Origin of the sequence: Streptomyces sp. SAT1 (assembly GCF_001654495.1) — a bacterium.
In the GTDB taxonomy this organism is placed as follows: Bacteria; Actinomycetota; Actinomycetes; order Streptomycetales; family Streptomycetaceae; genus Streptomyces; species Streptomyces andamanensis.
Genome location: NZ_CP015849.1, coordinates 2,153,690 through 2,173,510 on the forward strand (window position 1 = coordinate 2,153,690; position 19,821 = coordinate 2,173,510).

A 19,821-nucleotide genomic window follows, 5' to 3' on the forward strand; every position below is an offset into this window, starting at 1 on the left:
GCCGCACCGGTCGCGGGGCCGCCGCCGTCCCCTATGTGCACCACCACAGGAAGCGGTTGCAGGTGTGGGTCGGGGACGGACTCGGCGGCGGGGCCGGGGCGGAGGACGCCGGGGCGGCCGGGGACCGCGGGTCCTGCGGAGTCGCCCGGGGTGACGACCCGTCGCCGGTGGAGCCGCCGGGGCCGGTCACCGCGCCCGCCGGGGAGGTCGGCGCGCCCGCCGTGTGCGACGCGCTCGGGTCCGCTCCCGGGGAGCGGTCCGACGCGGAGGCGGACGGGTCCGCCCGGTGCGAGGCCGAGGCCGTCGCCGAGGCCGTCGTGGTGTGCGCACCGGCCGCGTCGGCGGTCGCCGCGCCGGACGGCCGGGCCGTGCCGTCGTCGGCCGGACCGGTCCCGGCGCTGTCGGCCGCCGGGTCGCCCGCCGCTTCCGGGCCGGAGCCGGACAGCCCCGGCAGGCCGGGCGCGTCCGAGCCCAGCTCGGCCAGGCTCAGCCCACCGGCGGCCAGGACGAAGCCCGCGGTGACCAGCAGGACCCTGCGGCGGCGCCTGCGGTGCGCCGCCGCCTTACGGGCGCGCCGACCGGCGCCGCGGTCGTCGGAAGGGTCGCGGCCGCCGGAGGGCTCGCGGTCGGCGGAGGGGTCTCGCTCGGCGGTGTGCTCGGCGGTGCGGTCGGCGGCGGCAACGATGTCATCGACGTCGGCGGCGCCGCCCGCGCGTTCCGTGCTTCCGGCATCCGCCGCAGGTTCGTACCCGTACTCGTACCCGTTCCCGTACCCGTACCCGTACGCGAACTCGTGCGGTCGGGCCGGGGGTTCGGGTTCCCGTGCGGACACCGGGGCGGTTTCGGCCGGGGTGCCGCACCCCGGGCAGGCGAGGGCGCCGTTGAGATGCCGTCGGCACGGGTGGCAGTAGTTCATGACGCGGGAAGACTAAGTTCCGGGCGGGGCGCGTTCCTAGGGGCGTCTGTGAAGGTTCCGTGGGGGATCGAGAGAACTCCCGGACGGCGTGCCGGAACCGATCCCGGTCCGCCCCATTGACACTGCCCGCGCCGCGTCCTTACTGTCACGCCAGCATTTCGAACGTGTGACGAAATATCGAACAACACGACAACGCGGCCGTCTGCACGCGCACCACCGCCGGGAACAGTCGAGCCGTCGCGACCAGCTGAGGGGCAACCGCCGTGCGCATCACCGGAATCAGCACACATGTGGTCGGGACGCCGTGGCGCAACCTGACCTATGTCCAGGTGCACACCGACGAGGGGATCACGGGGGTCGGCGAGACCCGCATGCTGGGCCGCACCGACGCGCTGATCGGCTATCTGCGCGAGGCCGAGGCCAACCACATCCTCGGTTCCGACCCGTTCGCGGCCGAGGACCTCGTCCGCCGGATGAAGTACGGCGACTACGGCCGCGCCGGTGAGATCGTCATGTCCGGCATCGCCGTCGTGGAGATGGCCTGCTGGGACATCAAGGGCAAGGCGCTGGGCGTGCCGGTGTGGCAGTTGCTCGGCGGCAGGGTGACGGACAGGGTCAAGGCGTACGCCAACGGGTGGTACACGACCGAGCGGACCCCCGAGGCGTACCACGAGGCCGCGCAGGGGGTCATGGCGCGCGGGTACCGGGCGCTGAAGATCGACCCGTTCGGCACCGGGCACTTCGAACTGGACCACGAGCAGACCTGCTACGCCGTCTCGCTGATCGAGGCCGTACGGGACGCCATAGGTCCGGACGCCGAGCTGATGCTGGAGATGCACGGCCGCTTCTCGCCCGCCACGGCCGTCCGGCTGGCCCGGGAGATGGCGCCGTTCCGGCCGGCCTGGCTGGAGGAGCCGGTGCCGCCGGAGAACCTGAAGGCGCTGGCGAAGGTCGCCGCGAAGGTGGACGTCCCGGTCGCCACCGGCGAACGCGTCCACGACCGGATCGAGTTCCGCGAACTGCTGGAGAGCCAGGCCGCCGACATCCTCCAGCCGGACGTCGGCCATCTGGGCGGCATCTGGGAGACCCGCAAGCTGGCGGCGACCGCCGAGACGCACTACATGCTGGTGGCCCCGCACAACGTCGGCGGGTCCGTGCTGACCGCCGCATCCCTCCAAGTCGGCTTTTGCACACCCAACTTCAAGATCCTCGAACACTTCAACGACTTCGCGGACGCGGAGATCAAGAAGGTGGTCAGGGGCGCCCCGCAGGTGGACCCGGAGGACGGCTGCTTCCACCTCTCCCACGCGCCCGGCCTCGGCGTGGAGCTAGACGTCGAGGCGGCGGCCGAATTCCCGCAGCAGCGGGCGCGGTTCGACCTGTGGGCCGAGGGCTGGGAGACGCGCAGGCCCAAGGGCGCGGACGGGGAGGCCGGCGGGGCCGGTTCCGGGGGTGGCGCGTGAGCGCCGCCGTCGTCGTCGAGGCACCGGGCGAGCACCGGATCGTGCCGCACACGCCCCGCCCGCCGGGGCCCGGCGAGGCCCTGGTCGCGGTGCACGCGGTCGGCCTCTGCGGCAGCGACCTGGAGGTGTACCGGGGCAACCGCCCCGCCGAGTACGTCCGTTACCCGCTGACACCCGGCCACGAGTGGTCGGGCACGGTGCGCGCGGTGGGCGCCGGAGTGCCCGCGGCGCTGACCGGCCGCAAGGTGGTCGGCGAGGGGTTCCGCAACTGCCAGGTCTGCGACCGCTGCCACGCGGGCGAGACCACGCTGTGCGCCGCCGGGTACGAGGAGACCGGCTTCACGCTGCCCGGCGCGATGGCGGCCACGCTCACCCTGCCGGCCCGGCTGCTGCACGTCCTGCCGGACGGCGCCGACCTCACCGCCGCCGCCCTGCTGGAGCCCGCCGCGTGCGTGGCCGCCGCCGCGCTGAAGGCGGACGTCCGGCCGGGCGAGCGGGTCGCCGTGGTGGGCACCGGCACGCTCGGCCTGCTCGCCGTGCAGTTCCTGCGGGCGGTCTCCCCGGCCGAGCTGCTGGTGGTGGGCCTGCACACCGAACGGGCCGAACCGGCGCGGTCGTTCGGCGCCACCGGATTCCGTACCGCGGACGATCCGGCGCTCCCGGACGGCTTCGACGTGGTCGTGGAGGCCGCCGGGTCGGCGGACGCGGCCCGTCTGTCCGCCTCGCTGCCGCGGCGCGGCGGGCGGCTGGTGCTGACCGGCCTCCCGGCACCGGGCGCCGCCGGACTCGACCCGGCCGGCCTGGTGGTACGGCAACTGGAGGTGCGCACCGTCTTCGGGGCACCGCCGGGAGCCTGGGCGCACGCCGTGCGGATGTTCACCGCCCGCCTGCTCGACCCGCTGCCTCTGGTCACCCACGAACTCCCGCTCACCGAGTTCGCGCGCGCCGTCGGCCTGGCCGGGTCCGGCGACCCCCGGGTGGGCAAGGTGCTGCTCCGCCCCTGATCACGGCTTCGGCTTCGCTTCCGGCCTCGGTCCCGGCCCCGGCCCCGGCTCCGGCCGTACGCCGGCCGCCGGCCCCGGCCGCCCCGCCACGCGCCGCTTCCCCTCGCTTCCCTCGCTTCCCTCGCTTCCCGCACCCTATGGCGCGAACAGCGTCCGAAATACCGGACGAGCGCCTCGTTCGAACCGAACCCGGAGGACAGCCCGTGACCGACGCTTCCGCCACGGCGGCCCGCAGGCCCGGTGAGCCGGCGCTCACCGCGCTCGGCCTGGCCGCCCCCGGCCCCGACCCCGCCGACTCCTCCCCGCACTCCTTCCCCGGCGGCGGCCGCTGGCGCACCGAGATCCCCTCCTGCGAGGGCCCGGAGGCGCTGGCGGTGGTCCTGGAGGAGTCCGCGCGGCTCGACGTCCCGGTGCACCGGATCAGCCAGGGCAGCGGCGTGTGGATGCTGACCGACGCCGAGATCACCGAGATGGTCGGGGCGAGTGCCGAACGGGGCGTCGAACTCTGCCTGTTCACCGGTCCGCGCGGCACCTGGGACACCGGCGGCTCGGTGCGCACCGACTCGGGCGGCGCGGGACCGCGCGCCCGCGGCCACGACGCGGTCGCCGGGTGCGTCGAGGACGCCCTGCGCGCCACCGGACTGGGGGTGAGATGCCTGCTCGTGGCCGACGAGGGCGTGCTGTGGACACTGCACCGGGCGCGGACGGCGGGACTCCTCCCGGCCGACACCACCCTGAAGGTGTCCGCGCTGATCGGGCCGGTGAACCCGGCCGCGTACGCCGTCCACGAGCGGCTGGGCGCCGACTCCGTGAATGTGCCGAGCGATCTGACGCCCGCCCATCTCACCGAGATACGGCGGGTGTCGGCGGCGCCGATGGACATGTACATCGAGGCGCCGGACGACCTCGGCGGCTATGTGCGGATGTACGAGGTGGCCGAGTTGATCCGGCGCGGGGCGCCGCTGTACCTGAAGTTCGGTCTGTCCAGGGCGCCCGGCATCTATCCGTACGGGCACCATGTCCGCGACGTCGCCCTGGCCAGTGCGCGGGAGCGGGTCCGGCGCGGCCGGCTGGCGCTGGACCTGCTGGAGCGGCACGGGGCGGCCGGTGACATGGCGCCGCTCGGCTCGCGGCTGCCGGGCCCGCTCACCCGCTTCGACACACCGGCATAACGTTCCGGAAACTGAGCTTCACAGAAGCCGACACAGCCGCGCACAATCCCACACATCTGTTTCCCGGGCCGATCCGGCCCCGCAGTGCCCCGCAGTCGCACCGCCCGCAGTCGAACCGCCCGCCGCGCACCGCCCGGCAACTCCTCGGCACCACGGCACAGCACGACCGGCACAGCACCACCGCACCAGACGTGCACGACCGGCACCACCGGCACTCCCGGCTCCACCGGCACTCCCGGCTCCACCGGCACCACCCCCACAGCGTCGCCGCACCGCCATGTACTGCCATGTACTGCCCCGCACCGCTCGCACCGCCGGACCACCCGCACCCACATCGAGGATGATGACCATGCGCAACCGCAGAGCCGCACTCGCCGCCCCCGCCACCGCCGCCTGCCTCCTCCTGGCCCTGTCCGCCTGCGGGCAGAACAGCGAGGGCGGCAGCAAGGAGGACAAGAGCGGCGCCAAGGGCGGCACCATCGGTGTCGCGATGCCGACCAAGTCGTCCGAGCGGTGGATCGCCGACGGCAACAACGTTGTCAAGAACCTGGAGTCCAAGGGCTACAAGGCCAAGCTGGTCTTCGGCGAGGACGACCCGGACACCCAGGTCTCGCAGATCGAGAACCTGATCACCCAGGGCGTCAAGGGCCTGATCGTCGCCGCCATCGACAACAAGTCCCTGAACAACGTGCTCCAGCAGGCCGCCGACGCCAAGATCCCGGTCATCTCCTACGACCGGCTGATCCTCGGGACCAAGAACGTCGACTACTACGCCTCCTTCGACAACGAGAAGGTCGGGCAGCTCCAGGCCGGTTACATCGTCGAGCAGCTCGGTCTGAAGAGCGGCAAGGGCCCCTTCAACGTCGAGCTGTTCGCCGGTTCCAACGACGACAACAACACCAAGTACTTCTTCGACGGCGCGCTGAGCGTCCTCAAGCCGTACATCGACGGCAAGAAGCTGGTCGTCAGGTCCGGCCAGACGAAGCTGAACCAGGTGACCACGCTGCGCTGGGACGGCGCCACCGCCCAGCGGCGCATGGACGACATCCTCACCTCGGCCTACAAGAGCGCCCGGGTCGACGCCGTCCTGTCCCCCTACGACGGCATCTCCATCGGTGTGCTGTCCGCGCTGAAGTCGGACGGCTACGGCTCCGGCAGCAAGCCGCTGCCCGTCATCACGGGCCAGGACGCCGAGCTGGCCTCGGTGAAGTCGATCATCGCCGGGCAGCAGACGCAGACCGTCTACAAGGACACCCGCAAGCTCGCCGAGGTCGCCTCGACGATGGTCGACGACGTCCTCAACGGCAAGAAGCCCGAGGTCAACGACACCAAGTCGTACGACAACGGCGCCAAGGTGGTGCCGTCCTACCTGCTCCAGCCGGTCAGCGTCGACAAGACGAACTACGAGGACGTCCTGGTCAAGGGCGGCTACTACACCGACGCGCAACTGGGCAAGTAGCCCCCTCCCGCACCCACCGGTACGACCACCACCGAACCGACCACCGACCGGAAGGCACGACCATGGCGGGACCCGTCCTGGAAATGCGCTCGATCGTCAAGACCTTTCCCGGTGTCAAAGCGCTGTCGGACGTCACCCTGACCGTCCGCCGGGGCGAGGTCCACGCCATCTGCGGGGAGAACGGCGCCGGCAAGTCCACCCTGATGAAGGTGCTCTCCGGCGTGCATCCGCACGGGAGTTACGAGGGCGAGATCCTCTTCGAGGGCGAGACCTGCCGGTTCCGGGACATCCGGGCCAGCGAACAGCGCGGCATCGTCATCATCCACCAGGAACTGGCGCTGGTGCCCCATCTCTCCCTCGCGGAGAACATCTTCCTCGGCAACGAACACGCCAGGCGCGGGTTCATCGACTGGAACGACACGCTCAGGCACGCCGCGCAACTGCTGCGCCGCGTCGGCCTCGACGACCACCCGGAGACCCGGGTCTGCGACATCGGGGTCGGCAGGCAGCAGCTCGTGGAGATCGCCAAGGCGCTGTCGAAGTCGGTGAAGCTGCTCATCCTGGACGAGCCGACGGCCGCGCTCAACGACGAGGACAGCGGCAAACTCCTCGATCTCATCCTGGAGTTGAAGAACCAGGGCATCACCTCGATCATCATCTCCCACAAGCTGAACGAGATCCGCAAGGTCGCCGACTCGGTGACGATCCTGCGCGACGGCCGCACCATCGAGACGCTCGACGTGCGGGCCGCCGCCACCACCGAGGAACGCATCATCTCCGGGATGGTCGGCCGCGACCTCGACCACCGCTTCCCCGAACGCACCCCGCACCGGCCCGAGGAGGGCGCGGCACCGGCCCTGGAGATCCGCGGCTGGACCGTGTTCCACCCGATCGACCAGCAGCGCAAGGTCGTCGACGACGTGTCGCTCCAGGTGCGGCGCGGGGAGATCGTCGGCATCGCGGGCCTGATGGGCGCCGGCCGCACCGAGCTGGCCATGAGCGTCTTCGGCCGCTCCTACGGGCGCTACGCGGCCGGCACGGTCCTCAAGGACGGCACCGAGATCCGTACGAAGACCGTCGCGGAGGCGGTCGGGCACGGCATCGCGTACGTCACCGAGGACCGCAAGCACTACGGCCTGAACCTCATCGACACCATCAACCGCAACATCTCGCTGACCGCGCTGCGGAAGGTCGCCCGGCGGGGCGTGGTCGACGAGCACCGGGAACGGCAGGTCGCCGAGGGGTTCCGCACCTCCATGAACATCAAGGCGCCGACCGTGTTCGAGCCGGCGGGCAAGCTGTCCGGCGGCAACCAGCAGAAGGTCGTCCTCAGTAAGTGGATCTTCTCCGGGCCGGACGTGCTGATCCTGGACGAGCCCACCCGGGGCATCGACGTGGGCGCCAAGTACGAGATCTACACGGTGATCGACCGGCTGGCCGCGCAGGGCAAGGCGGTCGTCTTCATCTCCTCCGAGCTGCCGGAACTGCTCGGCATGTGCGACCGGATCTACACCATGGCCGCCGGCCGACTGACCGGCGAGGTGCCGCGCGCCGAGGCCACCCAGGAGGTGCTGATGCGCCGTATGACGAAAGACCCGCAGGACCCGCAGGACCCCCGGGCCGCCCGGATCTCCCAGGACTCTCAGGACTCTCAGGACTCTCAGGACGAAGAGGTATCGCGATGAGTACGGATGTGAGCGCCAAGAGCCCGGCCCCGGCGCCGCCGGGCCGGGCCGGGGCGGAGTCCGGCGGCGGACTGCTCCAGCTGATGCTGGGCGGGCTGCGCCGCAACATGCGCCAGTACGGCATGCTGATCGCGCTCGGCCTGATCGTCGTCCTCTTCGAGATCTGGACCGACGGCGATCTGCTGCTGCCGCGCAACGTCTCCAACCTGGTCCTCCAGAACAGCTACATCCTGATCCTGGCCATCGGCATGATGCTGGTGATCATCGCCGGGCACATCGACCTGTCGGTCGGCTCGCTCACGGCGTTCGTGGGCGCCGTGGCGGCCGTGCTCACCGTCAGCCACCATCTCGCGTGGCCCGTCGCGGTGGTGCTGTGCCTGCTGGTGGGCGCGGCGGCGGGCTCGCTGCAAGGGTTCCTGATCGCGTATCTGGGGATACCGTCGTTCATCGTCACCCTCGCCGGGATGCTGCTCTTCCGCGGGCTGACGGAGATCTTGCTCAAGGGGCAGACCCTCGGCCCGTTCCCGGACGGCCTGCAGAAGTTCGGCAACGGCTTCCTGCCCGAGGCGGGCCCGCACACCAACTACCACAATCCGACCCTGCTCCTGGGCCTCGTCCTCGTCGCCTCCGTGGTCTGGCAGGAGGTGCGCGACCGGCGCCGCCAGCAGGAGTTCTCCCTGGACGTGCTGCCCGCGCGGCTGTTCGCGCTCAAGCTCGTCGCGCTGGTCGCCGCGGTGCTGGTCGTCACCCTGCTGCTGGCCAGCTACAAGGGCGCGCCGATCGTGCTGATCGTCCTCGGCGCGCTGGTCGTCGGTTACGGCTATGTGATGCGCAACGCGGTCTTCGGCCGCCACATCTACGCGATCGGCGGCAACCTGCCGGCCGCGAAGCTGTCCGGCGTCAAGGACCGGCGGGTCACCTTCCAGGTGTTCCTGAACATGGGTGTGCTCGCCGCCCTGGCCGGCCTGGTCGTCGCCGCCCGGCTCAACGCGGCCTCGCCGAAGGCGGGCGTCAACTACGAGCTGGAGGCCATCGCCTCCTCCTTCATCGGCGGCGCCTCCATGAGCGGCGGTGTCGGCACCGTGCTCGGCGCGATCATCGGCGGTCTCGTCCTCGGCGTGCTCAACAACGGCATGAACCTGCTCAGCGTCGGCACCGACTGGCAGCAGGTCATCAAGGGCCTCGCCCTGCTCGCGGCGGTCGGCTTCGACGTGTGGAACAAGCGCAGGTCCGGCTCCTGAGACCGGGCGCCCGCCCCGCCCGCCGCGCACCGTCCCGCGGACGTCCGCACCGGCGGGCGGCCCGTGCCCGCGGGCTTTCCCACCGGCGGGCGGCCCGTGCCCCGCGCACGGGCCGCCCGCGCGGTCACGGGTTCTCCCACGCCGCCGGTTCCGCCGCCAGGGTCCGTACCGTCTCCGGCAGGGCGCCCGAGGCGATGTCGGCGAGGGTGACGCCCTCCAGGATCCGGCGGACATTGGCGCGCAGCGCGATCCACAGGGGCAGCAGCGGCTCGGCCGAGCCCGTGTAGGTCAGGCCGGTGGGGCGTTCGCCGCGTACGGACACGATGGGGCCGTCCACCGCGCGGATGACGTCGGCCACCGTGATCTGCGCCGCGTCCCGGGCCAGGGTGTAGCCGCCGCCCCCGCCGCGCCGGCTGGTGACCAGGCCCGCGCGGCGCAGGTCGCCGAGGATGCCCTCCAGGAACTTGTGCGGGATGCCCTGCTCGGCGGCGACCGTCTCCGCCTTCACCGGGCCCGCCTGGTCCTGCACCCCTCGTACGGCCAGTTCCAGAACCGCCCGTACCGCGTAGTCCGCCCGTGCCGAGATCCTCATGGGTCCATTGTGGGGCCCGGGACAGTGGAGAATGGCGGTGCCCGCGCCCCGTACCATCCGCCCGGGAGGCACTCACCTTGGCGCTCAGCAGACGTACATTCAGCGCCCTCGCGGGCTCCGCCGCGCTCGGTCTCGCACTGGGCGGCAGCGGTGGGCCGGGGGCGCCGGCGGCGTTCGCCGCGCACGGGGTGCCGACGGGTCCGCCGCCGCCTGTCCCGGCCGCCGACGGGCGGCGCCACACCGTGGCCTTCGACCACTACTCGCTGCTGGTGGACGGCAGGCGGCTGGTGCTGTGGTCCGGCGAGATGCACCCGTTCCGGCTGCCCAGCCCCGGCCTGTGGCGGGACGTCCTCCAGAAGATGCGGGCGCACGGCTACAACGCGGTCACCGCGCGGGTGGCGTGGAACTACCACTCCGCCGCCCCGGGCGCGTACGACTTCACGGGCGTGCGGGACCTCGGGCTGTTCCTGCGCACCGCCGCCGAGACCGGGCTCTACGTCGTGCTGCGGCCGGGCCCGCGCATCGGCGCCGACGTGGACGGCGGCGGCCTGCCCGGCTGGCTGCCCGCGGCCGCGGGCGCCTCGCCGACCGCCGACCCCGGGTACGCGCGGCACGCCGAGGAGTGGCTGGGCCGGGTCGACGCGATCGCCGCCCGGCACCTGTACACCCGGGGCGACGGCACGGTGCTGCTCTACCAGGTGGACAGCGGGGCGGCGGCGGACACCGGCGGCGCCCTGGTGTCCCGGCTGCTCGACAAGGTCCGCGCCGACGGCATCGACGTCCCCCTCTTCCACGGCGACCGCGGCGGCCGGTGGATGCCGCAGTCCTTCCCCCGCCCCGCGGGGTTCCTGTCGGACACCGGCGGCGGGCACGGCACCGGGGCACCGCGCGCACGGGACGCGGCCGCCGTGCGGCGCGCCCAGCTCACGGACCTGGCCGGCGGCATCGCCCTGCACAACGTGTACCCGGCCTTCGGCGGCACCTCCTGGGGCTGGCTGCCCGGACCGGGCATGCCCGCGTCCTACGACCACGGCGCCGCCATCGACGAGGGACGCCAGGTGACCGCGGAGATGGTGCCCGCGCACCAGATCGGGCACATGCTGCGGCATCTGCCCGACTTCGCCAAGCTGGAGCGGGCCGGGGGCGCGAGCGCGCGCGGGCTCACGACGTACCACCTGCGCAACCCCGACACCGGCGGCCGGGTCCACATCCTGCGCAACGACAGCGACAAGGACGTCTCCTCGCTGCTGCCCGCCGCCGGTGAGGACCTGCCGGTGACGGTCCCGGCCAGGGACGCCCGGCTGGCGGTCACCGGGATGCGGCTGGGACTGCTCAGGGTGCGGTACTCCACCGCGCACCCGATGCTGTACCTCTCGGCCGGGCCGCTGGACATCGTGGTGTTCTGCGGACGGCGCGGTGACTCGGCCCGGCTGGCGCTGGAGGCGGCCGGAGAGCCGATGGTCACCCGGCTCAGCCAGCAGGTCGCCTATGTGTACGAGCGGCGTCTGGTACGGATCACGGTGCCCTTCGGCACCGGCCTCGCCGGGGCCCGGGTGGAGGCGGGCGAGACCGTCGACCGGCCGGTGCTGATGCTGTTCGCCGACGACAGGACGTCGTCGCGGCTGTGGCCGTACGAGACTCCGTCGGGCTCGCTGCTGGTCTGCGGGCCGAGGCTGCTGCGCACCGCCGCCGTCCAGGGGGCCACGCTCCACCTCACCGGCGACACCGTCGAGGCGACGAGGCTGGAGGTCTGGCCCCCGCACGGAGTGACGGCGGTGACGTGGAACGGCCGCCCGGTGCGCACCGTCCGCACCGGCTCGGGCAGTCTGCGCTCGGTCGCGCCGCTGGCGGGGGTGGCAAAGGTGGAGCTGCCCGTGCTGGGCGGCTGGCGGGCGCGGGCGGAGAGTCCCGAGTCCGCGCCCGGCTTCGACGACTCGGCGTGGCGGACCGCCGACCTGGCCTCCGCGGACGGCGGCACGGCCGGCGCGCGGAAGCAGCCGGTGCTGTCCGCCGACGCCTACGGCTTCCACTACGGCGCTGTCTGGTACCGGGGCGCCTTCACGGACGCCTCGGGCATCGGGTCGGTGTCGCTGGAGCACGGCGCGGGCCCCGGCGGGCTGCTGATGGCGTGGCTGGACGGGGAGCCGCTGGGCACGCACCAGGTGCCGGGCCCGGGGCACGAGGGCGGCGCCGACGCGGGGCACAAGGGCGGCGCCGATGCGGGCACCGCCGTTCTCGCCGTGCCGCCGCACCTGCGGACCGGCGGCCGGCATGTGCTGGCCGTGCTGGTGCGGCCGGCGGCGCGGGCGCAGGACGACACGGCGCCCGGCACGGCCGCCGGGGCGGCGCGCGGGCTGGCGGCGGTGGACTTCGCCGGGGGCGAGCCGCGGGTGCGCTGGCGGATCCAGGGCGCGGGCCCGGCCGACCCGGTGCGCGGACCGCTGAACAACGGCGGCCTGCACGGGGAGCGGGAGGGCTGGCACCTGCCGGGCTTCCTGGACGGCGGCTGGGACAAGGTGTCCTTCCCGCGTGCCGTGCGGCGCCAGGGGGTCACCTGGTACCGGACCACGTTCAAGCCGTCGGTCGCGGCGGGCACGGACGCCTCGGTGGGGCTGGTGCTCGACGACGACCCGCACCGCGAGTGGCGGGCGCAGGTCTTCCTGAACGGCTGGAACCTGGGCGAGTACGTCAACGGCGCGGCCGGGCGGCGCCCGCTCGTCCTGCCGGACGGGATCCTGCGCACCCGGGACACCAACACCCTGGCCCTGGCCGTCCTGTCCGGGGCGGACACGGAGGCGGGGCCCGGCCGGGTGCGGCTGACGCTGCTGGGATCCGCGGCCGGCGGCGTGCCGGTGGTGCCGGTGTCCTCCCCCGGCCGCTGAGTCCCCGGTCCCGGCGGGCGGGGGCCGCCGCCGTCCCCGGACGGGGTCCGTCCCCAGACGGGGTCCGTCCCCGGGCGGGGCCCCGCACTCCGGGCCCGGGGCACCGCGATCCGGACGCCGGACGCCGTGACCCGGACACCGGACAGGGTGATCCGGACGCCGGGCATCGTGACCCGGGTGCCGGGCGTCGTGATCCGGGCAGCGCGATCCGGGCGAGAGCGCCGCGAAAGAACCTTTCCCCGGGCCGGTCGGCCGGAGAGGATGGGGGGTCCGGCAGACCGAGGGGGGCGACAAAGGGAGATGAGTGCGTAGGAAACGGGAGATGCGGCGCCTCGCCGAGACTCTCATCGGCCCGCTCCGGGTACCGGTCCCCGCGGACCCGGAGACATTGTTCGCCGCCCTCGTCGACTCGGTCGCCGCCTGGCGCGGCCGGCCGGTCGTCGTCCGCCGGGAGATCTTCCCGCCGCACACCGCGAGCGGGCTGTGGCTGGAGGGCGAGACACAGGACGTGGTGGTCATCGACCGGCGGGCCGCCGCGTGGCACCAGATCGTGATCTTCTGCCACGAGGTGTGGCACATGAGCCGGCGGGACGCGGACGCCGCGGGCCCGGTCCCGGCGGGCGGTCCGCCCCGGCCGGTCGCCGCCCGCACCGACTTCAGCCTGGCCGACGAGCAGGAGGCCGACCGGTTCGGCATGCTCATGGGCGGCAGACTGCGCGGCTGGCTGGAGGAGGCACCGGCGGGCGGCGCGTCCGCCGCGGCCCCCGGCGCCGACGAGGACATCGCCGGACGCATCGGATCGGCACTCAACTACCGGGGAACACCCAGGACATGAGCGGGATGATCAACTACGTCAGCTGCGGCGCGCTGTGGCTGGGCCTGGCGGTGAAGACCCCCGATCTGGTCCGCCGCCGGCACGATCCGTATCTGCGCGCGCTCTGCGTGGTGCTGGCCCTGGCGGGCACCTGCTTCGTCCTGGGCGCCGCGCCGACGGTCGGCGCCGTCAACCGGCTCAGCGGCGTGCCGAACATCGCCGCACCGCTCACCTACGCGTCGATCACCGCCTACAGCGCCGCCTCCCAGGTCCTCGTCGTCCACTGGCGGGGCGGGGGGCGGGTGCGCCGGGTGACCCGCCGCTGGGTGGCGGCCTACGCCTGCGTGCTCGTCGGCATCGCCGCCCTGTTCGCGCTGGGCGAGGCGCCGGTGGAGCGCCGTACGGATCTGGACACGTACTACGCGACGACGCCGTTCATCGCCGAGATGATCGTGCTGTACCTGGCCGGGCACCTCGTCGCGGTGAGCGTCACCACGGTCTCGGCGCTGCGCTGGGCCCGCACGGTGCACGGCTGGCTGCGCGCGGGGCTGGTGATGCTGGGTCTCGGCTCCCTGTGCAGCGCCGGTTACGCGGTGACCAAGTTCGTCGCGGTGGGGGCCCGTTGGTCCGGGCGCGACTGGTCCTCGCTCGGCACCGACGTGTCACCGGCCGCCGCGGGCCTGGGCGCGCTGGTGACCTCGGTCGGCATCCTCGTACCGCTGGCGGGGCCACGGCTGACGCGGTGGTGGCGGTCCTGGCGGACGTACAACCGGCTGGCGCCGCTGGAACGGCTGCTGGACGACCTGCTCACCCGCCACGCCCTCCGGCTGCCCCGCCCGCGCTGGTGCTCCCCGACGACCCGGCTGATGTGGCGCCAGACGAGCATCCACAACGCGCTCGGCTATCTGGACGCGTTCTTCGACGGCGCCCTGTACGAGCGCACCCGGGCCACGACCCTGGCGGCCACCGGTGACCAGGAGCGGGCGGAGGCCGCCGCCTGGGCGGCGGTCATCACCGCGGCCCTGGGGCAGCCGTCCGGAGACGGCCCGCGGTCCCCGCACCCGCACGGCGGCGGTACGGCGCTGGAGGCGGCGGTCCGCGGACCGGCGCCCTCGCCGCCGGCGGGCGGGACCGGCCGGGCGGCGGAGGCCGCCGGAGCGGCCGGGCAGCACCTCGTCCTGCTCGACGGGATCGGCCCCACGGCGGGCCCCGAGGGCATCGGCGGCCCGTGGCCGGTCCTGCTCGACGGTGTCGGCCGCCCCCCGGCCCCGCTGGACGCCGGGCAGGGCGAGGGGGCCCGGCCGGGCGGGCGGACCCCCGGCCCCGCGCTGCTCCTGCGGATCGCCGACGCCCTGCGGGCCCCGGAGCCCCCGGCGCCCGGCTCCCGGCCCTCGGGGGCGGCGTGAGCAGGCGCCCGGCACCGCCGCCGCTCCCGCGCACCGTGTCCCCGGCGCGGCGGGGGTGGTGTCCGTGAGTCTCGTCGTGTATCTGGCGGCCGGGCTGCTGGGACTGGCCGCGGTCGTGCTGTGCCGCCGCCCGCCGCGCGCCGGGTGGGACCCGCTGACCGTGTCGACGTGCGTGTCGATCCTGCTGGCCTCGCTGGTGTTCGTCTGCTCGGCGCCGCTGACGCTGGCGGCCGTCAACCGCCTCACGGGCATCCCCAACTTCGGCGCCCCGCTGACCTACGGCATGATCAGCGCGTACAGCTGCTCGCTGCTGATCCTGCTGGTCCACTGGCGCGGCGGGCCCCGGCGGCAGGTGCGGCGGATGGTGCTGCGCAGCGTCGCCGCGTACGTGGCGCTGATCGCCGTGATCGTCGTGCTGTTCCTGCTGGGCGACGCCCGCACCGAGCGGCTCAACGACCTCGACACGTACTACGCCAACACGCCGTACCTGTGCGAGATGATCCTGCTCTACCTGATCGGGCACAGCGCGGCGACCCTGGCGATGTGCACGCTGTGCGTGAAGTGGAGCCGGGAGGTGACCGGGCTGCTGCGGGCCGGGCTGCGGCTGATCCTGGCCGGTTCGGCGCTGGACGTGGCCGGGTTCCAGCTGACCAAGTACACGGCGGTGGTGGCGCGTTGGTCGGGCCACGACCTGGACGTGCTGTCCACGCAGGTGGCCCCGCCGCTGGCGTCGCTGGCCGCGCTGCTGTGCTCCGCGGGCTTCGCGCTGCCCCGGCTGCTGCCCTCGGTCCTCGCGCAGGTGCGCAGCCTGGACGACTACCGCAGCCTGGCGCCGCTGTGGGCACGGGTGCGGTTCGTGTCCACCGCGCCCAAACCGCCCAGCGGCTGGTGGCAGTTGCCGCGGGCCCGGCTGCACTGGCGGGAGGTGTCCATCCACGACGCGCTGCTCGGCCTCGCCCCGTACTTCGACGACGAGGTCCGCGAACGCGCCCTGGCCGCCGCCCGGCGCGCGGGCCGCACCGGGCACGAGGCGCGGATCGCGGCGGAGGCGGCGATGCTCGCCGACGCCGCGCGCCGCGCCGCCGCACGCGAGGAGCCGCTGCCCACGCCGAGCGGTTACCGTCTGCACGCCACGGAGGTGTCCGGGACGGGGGGTCTGGTGGAACTGGCGCAGGCACTGGTCAGGCCGCCCGCCGGAACCCCCGTGCGGGGAGGGGCGGTACGGACCTCCCCCGGCTGAGCCCGCGACCCACTCCGAGGAGTCCGATGTCCCCCTCCCCCAGTCACCGTCCGCGCAGAGCCGTGGTCGTCGGTGCCGGTCTGGCCGGCATGCTGGCCGCCGCGGCGCTGTCCTCCGCCGTGGACGACGTGGTCGTCCTCGACCGGGACGACCTGCCCGACGGCCCTGAACACCGCAAGGGGCTGCCCCAGGGCCGCCACGCCCATCTGCTGATGGCCGGGGGCCTGGCCGCGATGGAGGAACTGGTACCGGGCGGCGGGGTGCGCGAGCGGCTGCTCGCGGCGGGCGCCCGGGAGATCCCGCTCGGCTCGGGCATGCTGGCCCTGACCTCCGAGGGCTGGTTCCGGCGCTGGCGGCACGACGGTCCGCGGGTGCTCAGCTGCACCCGCGCACTGCTGGACTGGACCGTGCGCGACCTGGTCCTCACCCGTACCGGCACCCAGATCCGCAGGGCGCGGGCGGTGGGCCTCACGGGCGACGCGCGGCGGGTGCGCGGGGTGCGGATCGCGCCGGCCGGGGGCGGGACGGCCGGCGGCGGGACGGCCGGCGGCGAGGAGACCGAACTGGCCGCGGATCTCGTGGTCGACGCGAGCGGGCGCGGCTCACGGGTCGTCACCTGGCTGGCGGAGACGGGCATCACGGACGTGCGGACCAGGAGCGTCGACTGCGGGCTGGTGAACGCCACCCGCGTCTACCGGACCCCGGCGGGTGCCGAGCAGTTCCCGCTGACGGTCGTGCAGGCGGACCCCTACCGGTCCGCGCCCGGCCGCAGCGGCATGCTGCTGCCGATCGAGCGGGACCGCTGGATGGTCAGTCTCGCCGGGACGCGCGGCGGCGGCGAGCCGCCGGCCGACCCGGACGGCTTCCTGGCCTACGCGTTCGCCCTCGCCAGCCCGATCGTGGGCCGGCTCGCCGCCGGGGCCGAGCCGCTGACCGGGGTGCACCTCAGCCGCAGCACCAGCAACGAGCGGCGCTATCTGGAGCGGACCGCGCGCTGGCCCGAGGGCTTCGTCGTGCTGGGCGACGCGCTGGCCACCTTCAACCCGGCCTACGGGCAGGGCATGTCGGTGGCCGCGCTGGGGGCGCGGCTGCTCGCCCGGGAGCTGCGGCGCGGCGGCCCGGACGCGCCCGGCCTGTCCCGGCGGGTGCAGCGCGGGGCCGCCCGGTCGGTCGACGCGGCCTGGGCGGCGGCGGTCGGCCAGGACGTCTGGTACCCGCAGACACGCGGCGCCCGGCCGACCCCGGCGGACCGCCTCGCCACCGCCTACAGCCGCCGCCTCACCCGCTCGGCCACCGGCTCCTACCGGGCGGCGGCGGCCCTGTGGGACGTGACCAGCATGCGCACGGGCCCCGAACGCCTCTTCCGCCCCACCACCCTCCTGGACGTCGCCTGCGGCCCCCTCCTCCCACCCCTCTCCGGCCCCCCACTGACCCCGTCCGAACGCAAGACCCTGGACACCCTGGACCGCCCCGGCCCGAGGACACCGTCCGCGCCTCCGGCACGACGGGGCTGAGGCAGGGCTGGGCCGGGAGGGCGGTCGCGCCCGAGAGGGCGGGCCGGGGGCGGGCCCGGGGGCCGGGGTCGGGGCCTGGGCTGCTGCCGTCTTCCAGCCTGAGGACCGGGGGCAGCTCCCCCGGAGCGGCCGGGAAATGCCCCGGCCCGAGACACAGGTGCGGTACGGCTGAGGCCGGGCGGCGGGCCCCAGGACAGCGGCAGCGGCCGACGGACCGGCCAGCGGGCCCAGAGGCCGAGGTGGGGGCCCTGGACCCCTGCCGCCCTTCGGCCTGGCGGCCGGGCCGGGGCCGGGGCCGGGGCCGAAGCCGGGAACAGTCCGCCGGGCTGCTGGGGAAGACCCTGGGCCTGCACCACCGGCACGGCTGATCGCCGGGCGGCCGGGTCGAGGGACGGCGGACCGGCGGACCTGTCTGCGGGCCGAGGCCGGGGCCGGGGCCGGGGCCGCTGCCGCCCTCCGGCCTGCGGGCCGGGAACAGCCCACCGGGGCTGCCAGCGAACGGCCCCCCGCCCTCGCCACCGGCATGGCACAGCGCAGCACGGCTGGGGCCCGGCGCCCCTTGCCCCGGCGCCCCCGCCCCGGGGCCCGGCAGAGCGGTCGACGGGCCGGCCGCCGGGGCCGGTCGGAGGGGGCCGGTCCCGTCCGCGCCCGCTGCGCCGTGGTCAGCCCGCGAAGGCGGGCTGGGGGAGGCCGTGGCCCGCGTCGGGGACGACCAGGAGGGCGCCCGCGAGGGGGTGCGGGGCGGAGGGGCCGGTGCGGGCCGAGGTGATGTACAGGTCGGTCAGCGCGGCGCCGCCGAACGCGCAGGCCGTGGTCCGGGCGACGGGGAGTTCCACGACCCGGTCCAGCGTGCCGTCCGGGGTGTAGCGGCGTACCGCCCCGCCCTCCCACAGGGCCACCCACACACAGCCGTCCGCGTCGACGGTCAGGCCGTCCGGGAAGCCCGCGCCCTCCTCCACCCGGGCCAGCGGGCGCCGGTTCACGGCCTGCCGGGCGCCGTCGACGCCGTCCAGGACGTCGAAGACGTCGATCCGGCCGGTGGGCGTGTCGGCGTAGTACATCCGGCGGCCGTCCGGGCTCCAGCCGATGCCGTTGCTCACCGTCACGTCGGTCAGGAAGGGTTCGGCCGTGCCGTCGCCGGTGACGCGGGTCAGCGTGCCGCCGCCCGGCGCCTCGTCGTAGCGCATGGTGCCCGCCCACAGGGAGCCGTCCGGGGCCACGGCGGCGTCGTTGCCCCGGCGGCCGGGCACCGGGTCGCGGTGCAGCCAGCGGAACGCGCCGTCCGGGCCCGGGTCGACCAGGCCCACCCCGTCGCGCAGGTTCAGCACCAGGCCGCCGCCGGTGCGCGGCTTGGCCGCGCCCACGTGCTGCCCGGTGGCGCGGACCGTGCGCCGGCCGGTGGCCGGGTCCCAGGTGTGCACCCGGGAGGAGAGGATGTCGATCCAGATCAGGTGCCCGGCCACCGGGTCCCAGGTGGGCCCCTCGCCCAGTTCGGCCCGCTCCGGCGCCGCCGCCTCGTACTCCGGCCGCCTCATGCCGCGCTCCGGTGGCCGAGGCGCTCGGAGAGCTCGGCGGCGCCCCGCACGGCGAGCCGCTCCAGTTCGCCGGTGCGCTCCTCGCTCCAGCGGACCATCGGCACCGAGATGGACAGGGCGGCGACGACCTCGCCGGTGCGGTCGCGCACCGGGGCGGCCACGCAGCTGACGTCCGGGTTCGACTCGCGGTTCTCCACGGCGAGCCCGCGCTGCCTTATCCCGGCCAGCGCCGCGCGCAGCACGGCCGGGTCGGTGATGCTGTCGGGCGTCATCGCGGCCAGCACCGCGTCGTCCGGGACGCGCGCCGCGAGTTCGGACTCGGGCAGCGAGGCGAGCAGCATCTTTCCGACCGAGGTGCAGTGCGCGGGCAGGCGGCGGCCGGCCGCGGAGACCATGCGCACCGCGTGGGTGGAGTCGACCTTCGCGATGTAGATGACGTCGGTGCCCTCCAGTATCGCGACGTGCACCGTCTCGTCGCAGGTCTCGGCCACCGAGCGGGCCACCTGCTGGCCCTCGGCGGCCAGGTCGAGCTGCTCGGCGTAGCGGCTGCCCAGCTGGTACGGGCGGACGCCGAGCCGGTAGCGGCCGGGCTGCCCGGTGACCGGGACGATGTACTGGCGGGCGGCGAGCGTGGTGACCAGCTCGTGCACCGTGGTGCGCGGCAGCTGGAGCCGGCGCACGATGTCCGGGGCGGAGAGCGTGCCGTCCCCGTCGAGGAAGAGCTCCAGTATGTCCAGAGCCCGGGTCACGGCGGGTACGAGACGTCCCACGGCCGGCTCCCTCCCTGAATCCGGCCTGTTCGAGATTTCAACAGGCGACCGACATGGCGAACGAGGAACATTCACAGGCTAGCCATGGGGGTGGGGCGGGGCAATGGGGCGGCGGTGGCGCGCGGGGC

At 74.5% G+C, this 19,821-nt stretch carries 15 protein-coding genes; 11 read left to right on the forward strand and 4 right to left on the reverse strand.

Annotation, left to right across the window (positions count from 1 at the left end; all coding sequences use genetic code 11):
* Positions 1 to 31: 31 nt before the first annotated feature.
* Complete coding sequence (locus A8713_RS33515; RefSeq protein WP_064533011.1) at positions 32 to 916, reverse strand: SCO2400 family protein; 885 nt, start codon at positions 914 to 916, stop codon at positions 32 to 34.
* 263 nt (positions 917 to 1,179) lie between these two features.
* Between A8713_RS33515 and A8713_RS09420 the strand changes: the two genes are divergently transcribed.
* The 6 genes from A8713_RS09420 to mmsB all read left to right on the forward strand — a co-directional run bounded on the left by A8713_RS09420 (position 1,180) and on the right by mmsB (position 8,940).
* Positions 1,180 to 2,379: a mandelate racemase/muconate lactonizing enzyme family protein gene (locus tag A8713_RS09420; protein ID WP_064533012.1), complete on the forward strand. Its 1,200-nt coding sequence runs from the start codon at positions 1,180 to 1,182 to the stop codon at positions 2,377 to 2,379.
* Positions 2,376 to 3,383: a zinc-dependent alcohol dehydrogenase gene (locus tag A8713_RS09425; RefSeq protein ID WP_064533013.1), complete on the forward strand. Its 1,008-nt coding sequence runs from the start codon at positions 2,376 to 2,378 to the stop codon at positions 3,381 to 3,383. The genes A8713_RS09420 and A8713_RS09425 overlap by 4 nt, the downstream gene beginning before the upstream one ends.
* A gap of 203 nt (positions 3,384 to 3,586) precedes the next feature.
* Positions 3,587 to 4,555, forward strand: a complete 969-nt coding sequence (locus A8713_RS09430) for a hypothetical protein (protein ID WP_064533014.1) — start codon at positions 3,587 to 3,589, stop codon at positions 4,553 to 4,555.
* A gap of 349 nt (positions 4,556 to 4,904) precedes the next feature.
* Positions 4,905 to 6,014: a multiple monosaccharide ABC transporter substrate-binding protein gene (gene chvE / locus A8713_RS09435; RefSeq protein WP_064537369.1), complete on the forward strand. Its 1,110-nt coding sequence runs from the start codon at positions 4,905 to 4,907 to the stop codon at positions 6,012 to 6,014.
* Positions 6,015 to 6,076: 62 nt separating this feature from the next.
* Positions 6,077 to 7,699: a multiple monosaccharide ABC transporter ATP-binding protein gene (gene mmsA, locus A8713_RS09440; RefSeq protein ID WP_064533015.1), complete on the forward strand. Its 1,623-nt coding sequence runs from the start codon at positions 6,077 to 6,079 to the stop codon at positions 7,697 to 7,699.
* Entirely contained in the window at positions 7,696 to 8,940 is a 1,245-nt protein-coding gene (mmsB, locus tag A8713_RS09445; protein WP_064533016.1) for a multiple monosaccharide ABC transporter permease, read from the forward strand. Before mmsA ends, mmsB begins: the two co-directional genes overlap by 4 nt.
* 124 nt (positions 8,941 to 9,064) lie before the next feature.
* Here mmsB and A8713_RS09450 read toward each other — a convergent pair whose 3' ends face one another.
* A complete protein-coding gene (locus A8713_RS09450; protein ID WP_064533017.1) occupies positions 9,065 to 9,532 on the reverse strand; it encodes an RrF2 family transcriptional regulator in 468 nt (155 codons plus the stop codon).
* A gap of 77 nt (positions 9,533 to 9,609) precedes the next feature.
* Here A8713_RS09450 and A8713_RS09455 point away from each other — a divergent pair, with 77 nt between their 5' ends.
* The 5 genes from A8713_RS09455 to A8713_RS09475 all read left to right on the forward strand — a co-directional run bounded on the left by A8713_RS09455 (position 9,610) and on the right by A8713_RS09475 (position 17,388).
* The gene (locus tag A8713_RS09455; protein WP_064533018.1) at positions 9,610 to 12,414 is read left to right on the forward strand and encodes a glycoside hydrolase family 35 protein; all 2,805 of its coding nucleotides are present in this window, start codon (positions 9,610 to 9,612) and stop codon (positions 12,412 to 12,414) included.
* A gap of 322 nt (positions 12,415 to 12,736) precedes the next feature.
* Entirely contained in the window at positions 12,737 to 13,249 is a 513-nt protein-coding gene (locus tag A8713_RS09460; RefSeq protein WP_064533019.1) for a hypothetical protein, read from the forward strand.
* A complete protein-coding gene (locus A8713_RS09465) occupies positions 13,246 to 14,634 on the forward strand; it encodes an MAB_1171c family putative transporter (RefSeq protein ID WP_237305332.1) in 1,389 nt (462 codons plus the stop codon). The genes A8713_RS09460 and A8713_RS09465 overlap by 4 nt, the downstream gene beginning before the upstream one ends.
* A 64-nt stretch (positions 14,635 to 14,698) precedes the next feature.
* Positions 14,699 to 15,874, forward strand: coding sequence for an MAB_1171c family putative transporter (locus A8713_RS09470; RefSeq protein ID WP_064537371.1), 1,176 nt, complete (start codon positions 14,699 to 14,701; stop codon positions 15,872 to 15,874).
* 26 nt (positions 15,875 to 15,900) lie between these two features.
* A complete protein-coding gene (locus A8713_RS09475) occupies positions 15,901 to 17,388 on the forward strand; it encodes an FAD-dependent monooxygenase (protein WP_079158894.1) in 1,488 nt (495 codons plus the stop codon).
* Between the two features lie 662 nt (positions 17,389 to 18,050).
* Here the strand turns inward: A8713_RS09475 and A8713_RS09480 are convergent.
* Together A8713_RS09480 and A8713_RS09485 are read right to left on the reverse strand one after the other, a co-directional pair.
* Positions 18,051 to 18,923: an SMP-30/gluconolactonase/LRE family protein gene (locus A8713_RS09480; RefSeq protein WP_064533021.1), complete on the reverse strand. Its 873-nt coding sequence runs from the start codon at positions 18,921 to 18,923 to the stop codon at positions 18,051 to 18,053.
* Complete coding sequence (locus A8713_RS09485; RefSeq protein WP_064533022.1) at positions 18,920 to 19,693, reverse strand: IclR family transcriptional regulator; 774 nt, start codon at positions 19,691 to 19,693, stop codon at positions 18,920 to 18,922. Before A8713_RS09485 ends, A8713_RS09480 begins: the two co-directional genes overlap by 4 nt.
* Positions 19,694 to 19,821 lie beyond the last annotated feature (128 nt).

What these genes read in the sequence shown, in the direction of transcription:
- A8713_RS33515 (WP_064533011.1), bottom strand. Translation starts at nt 916, where the DNA reads ATGAACTACTGCCACCCGTGCCGACGGCATCTCAACGGCGCCCTCGCC.
- chvE (WP_064537369.1), top strand. Translation starts at nt 4,905, where the DNA reads ATGCGCAACCGCAGAGCCGCACTCGCCGCCCCCGCCACCGCCGCCTGC.
- mmsA (WP_064533015.1), top strand. Translation starts at nt 6,077, where the DNA reads ATGGCGGGACCCGTCCTGGAAATGCGCTCGATCGTCAAGACCTTTCCC.
- mmsB (WP_064533016.1), top strand. Translation starts at nt 7,696, where the DNA reads ATGAGTACGGATGTGAGCGCCAAGAGCCCGGCCCCGGCGCCGCCGGGC.
- A8713_RS09450 (WP_064533017.1), bottom strand. Translation starts at nt 9,532, where the DNA reads ATGAGGATCTCGGCACGGGCGGACTACGCGGTACGGGCGGTTCTGGAA.
- A8713_RS09460 (WP_064533019.1), top strand. Translation starts at nt 12,737, where the DNA reads ATGCGGCGCCTCGCCGAGACTCTCATCGGCCCGCTCCGGGTACCGGTC.
- A8713_RS09465 (WP_237305332.1), top strand. Translation starts at nt 13,246, where the DNA reads ATGAGCGGGATGATCAACTACGTCAGCTGCGGCGCGCTGTGGCTGGGC.
- A8713_RS09475 (WP_079158894.1), top strand. Translation starts at nt 15,901, where the DNA reads ATGTCCCCCTCCCCCAGTCACCGTCCGCGCAGAGCCGTGGTCGTCGGT.
- A8713_RS09480 (WP_064533021.1), bottom strand. Translation starts at nt 18,923, where the DNA reads ATGAGGCGGCCGGAGTACGAGGCGGCGGCGCCGGAGCGGGCCGAACTG.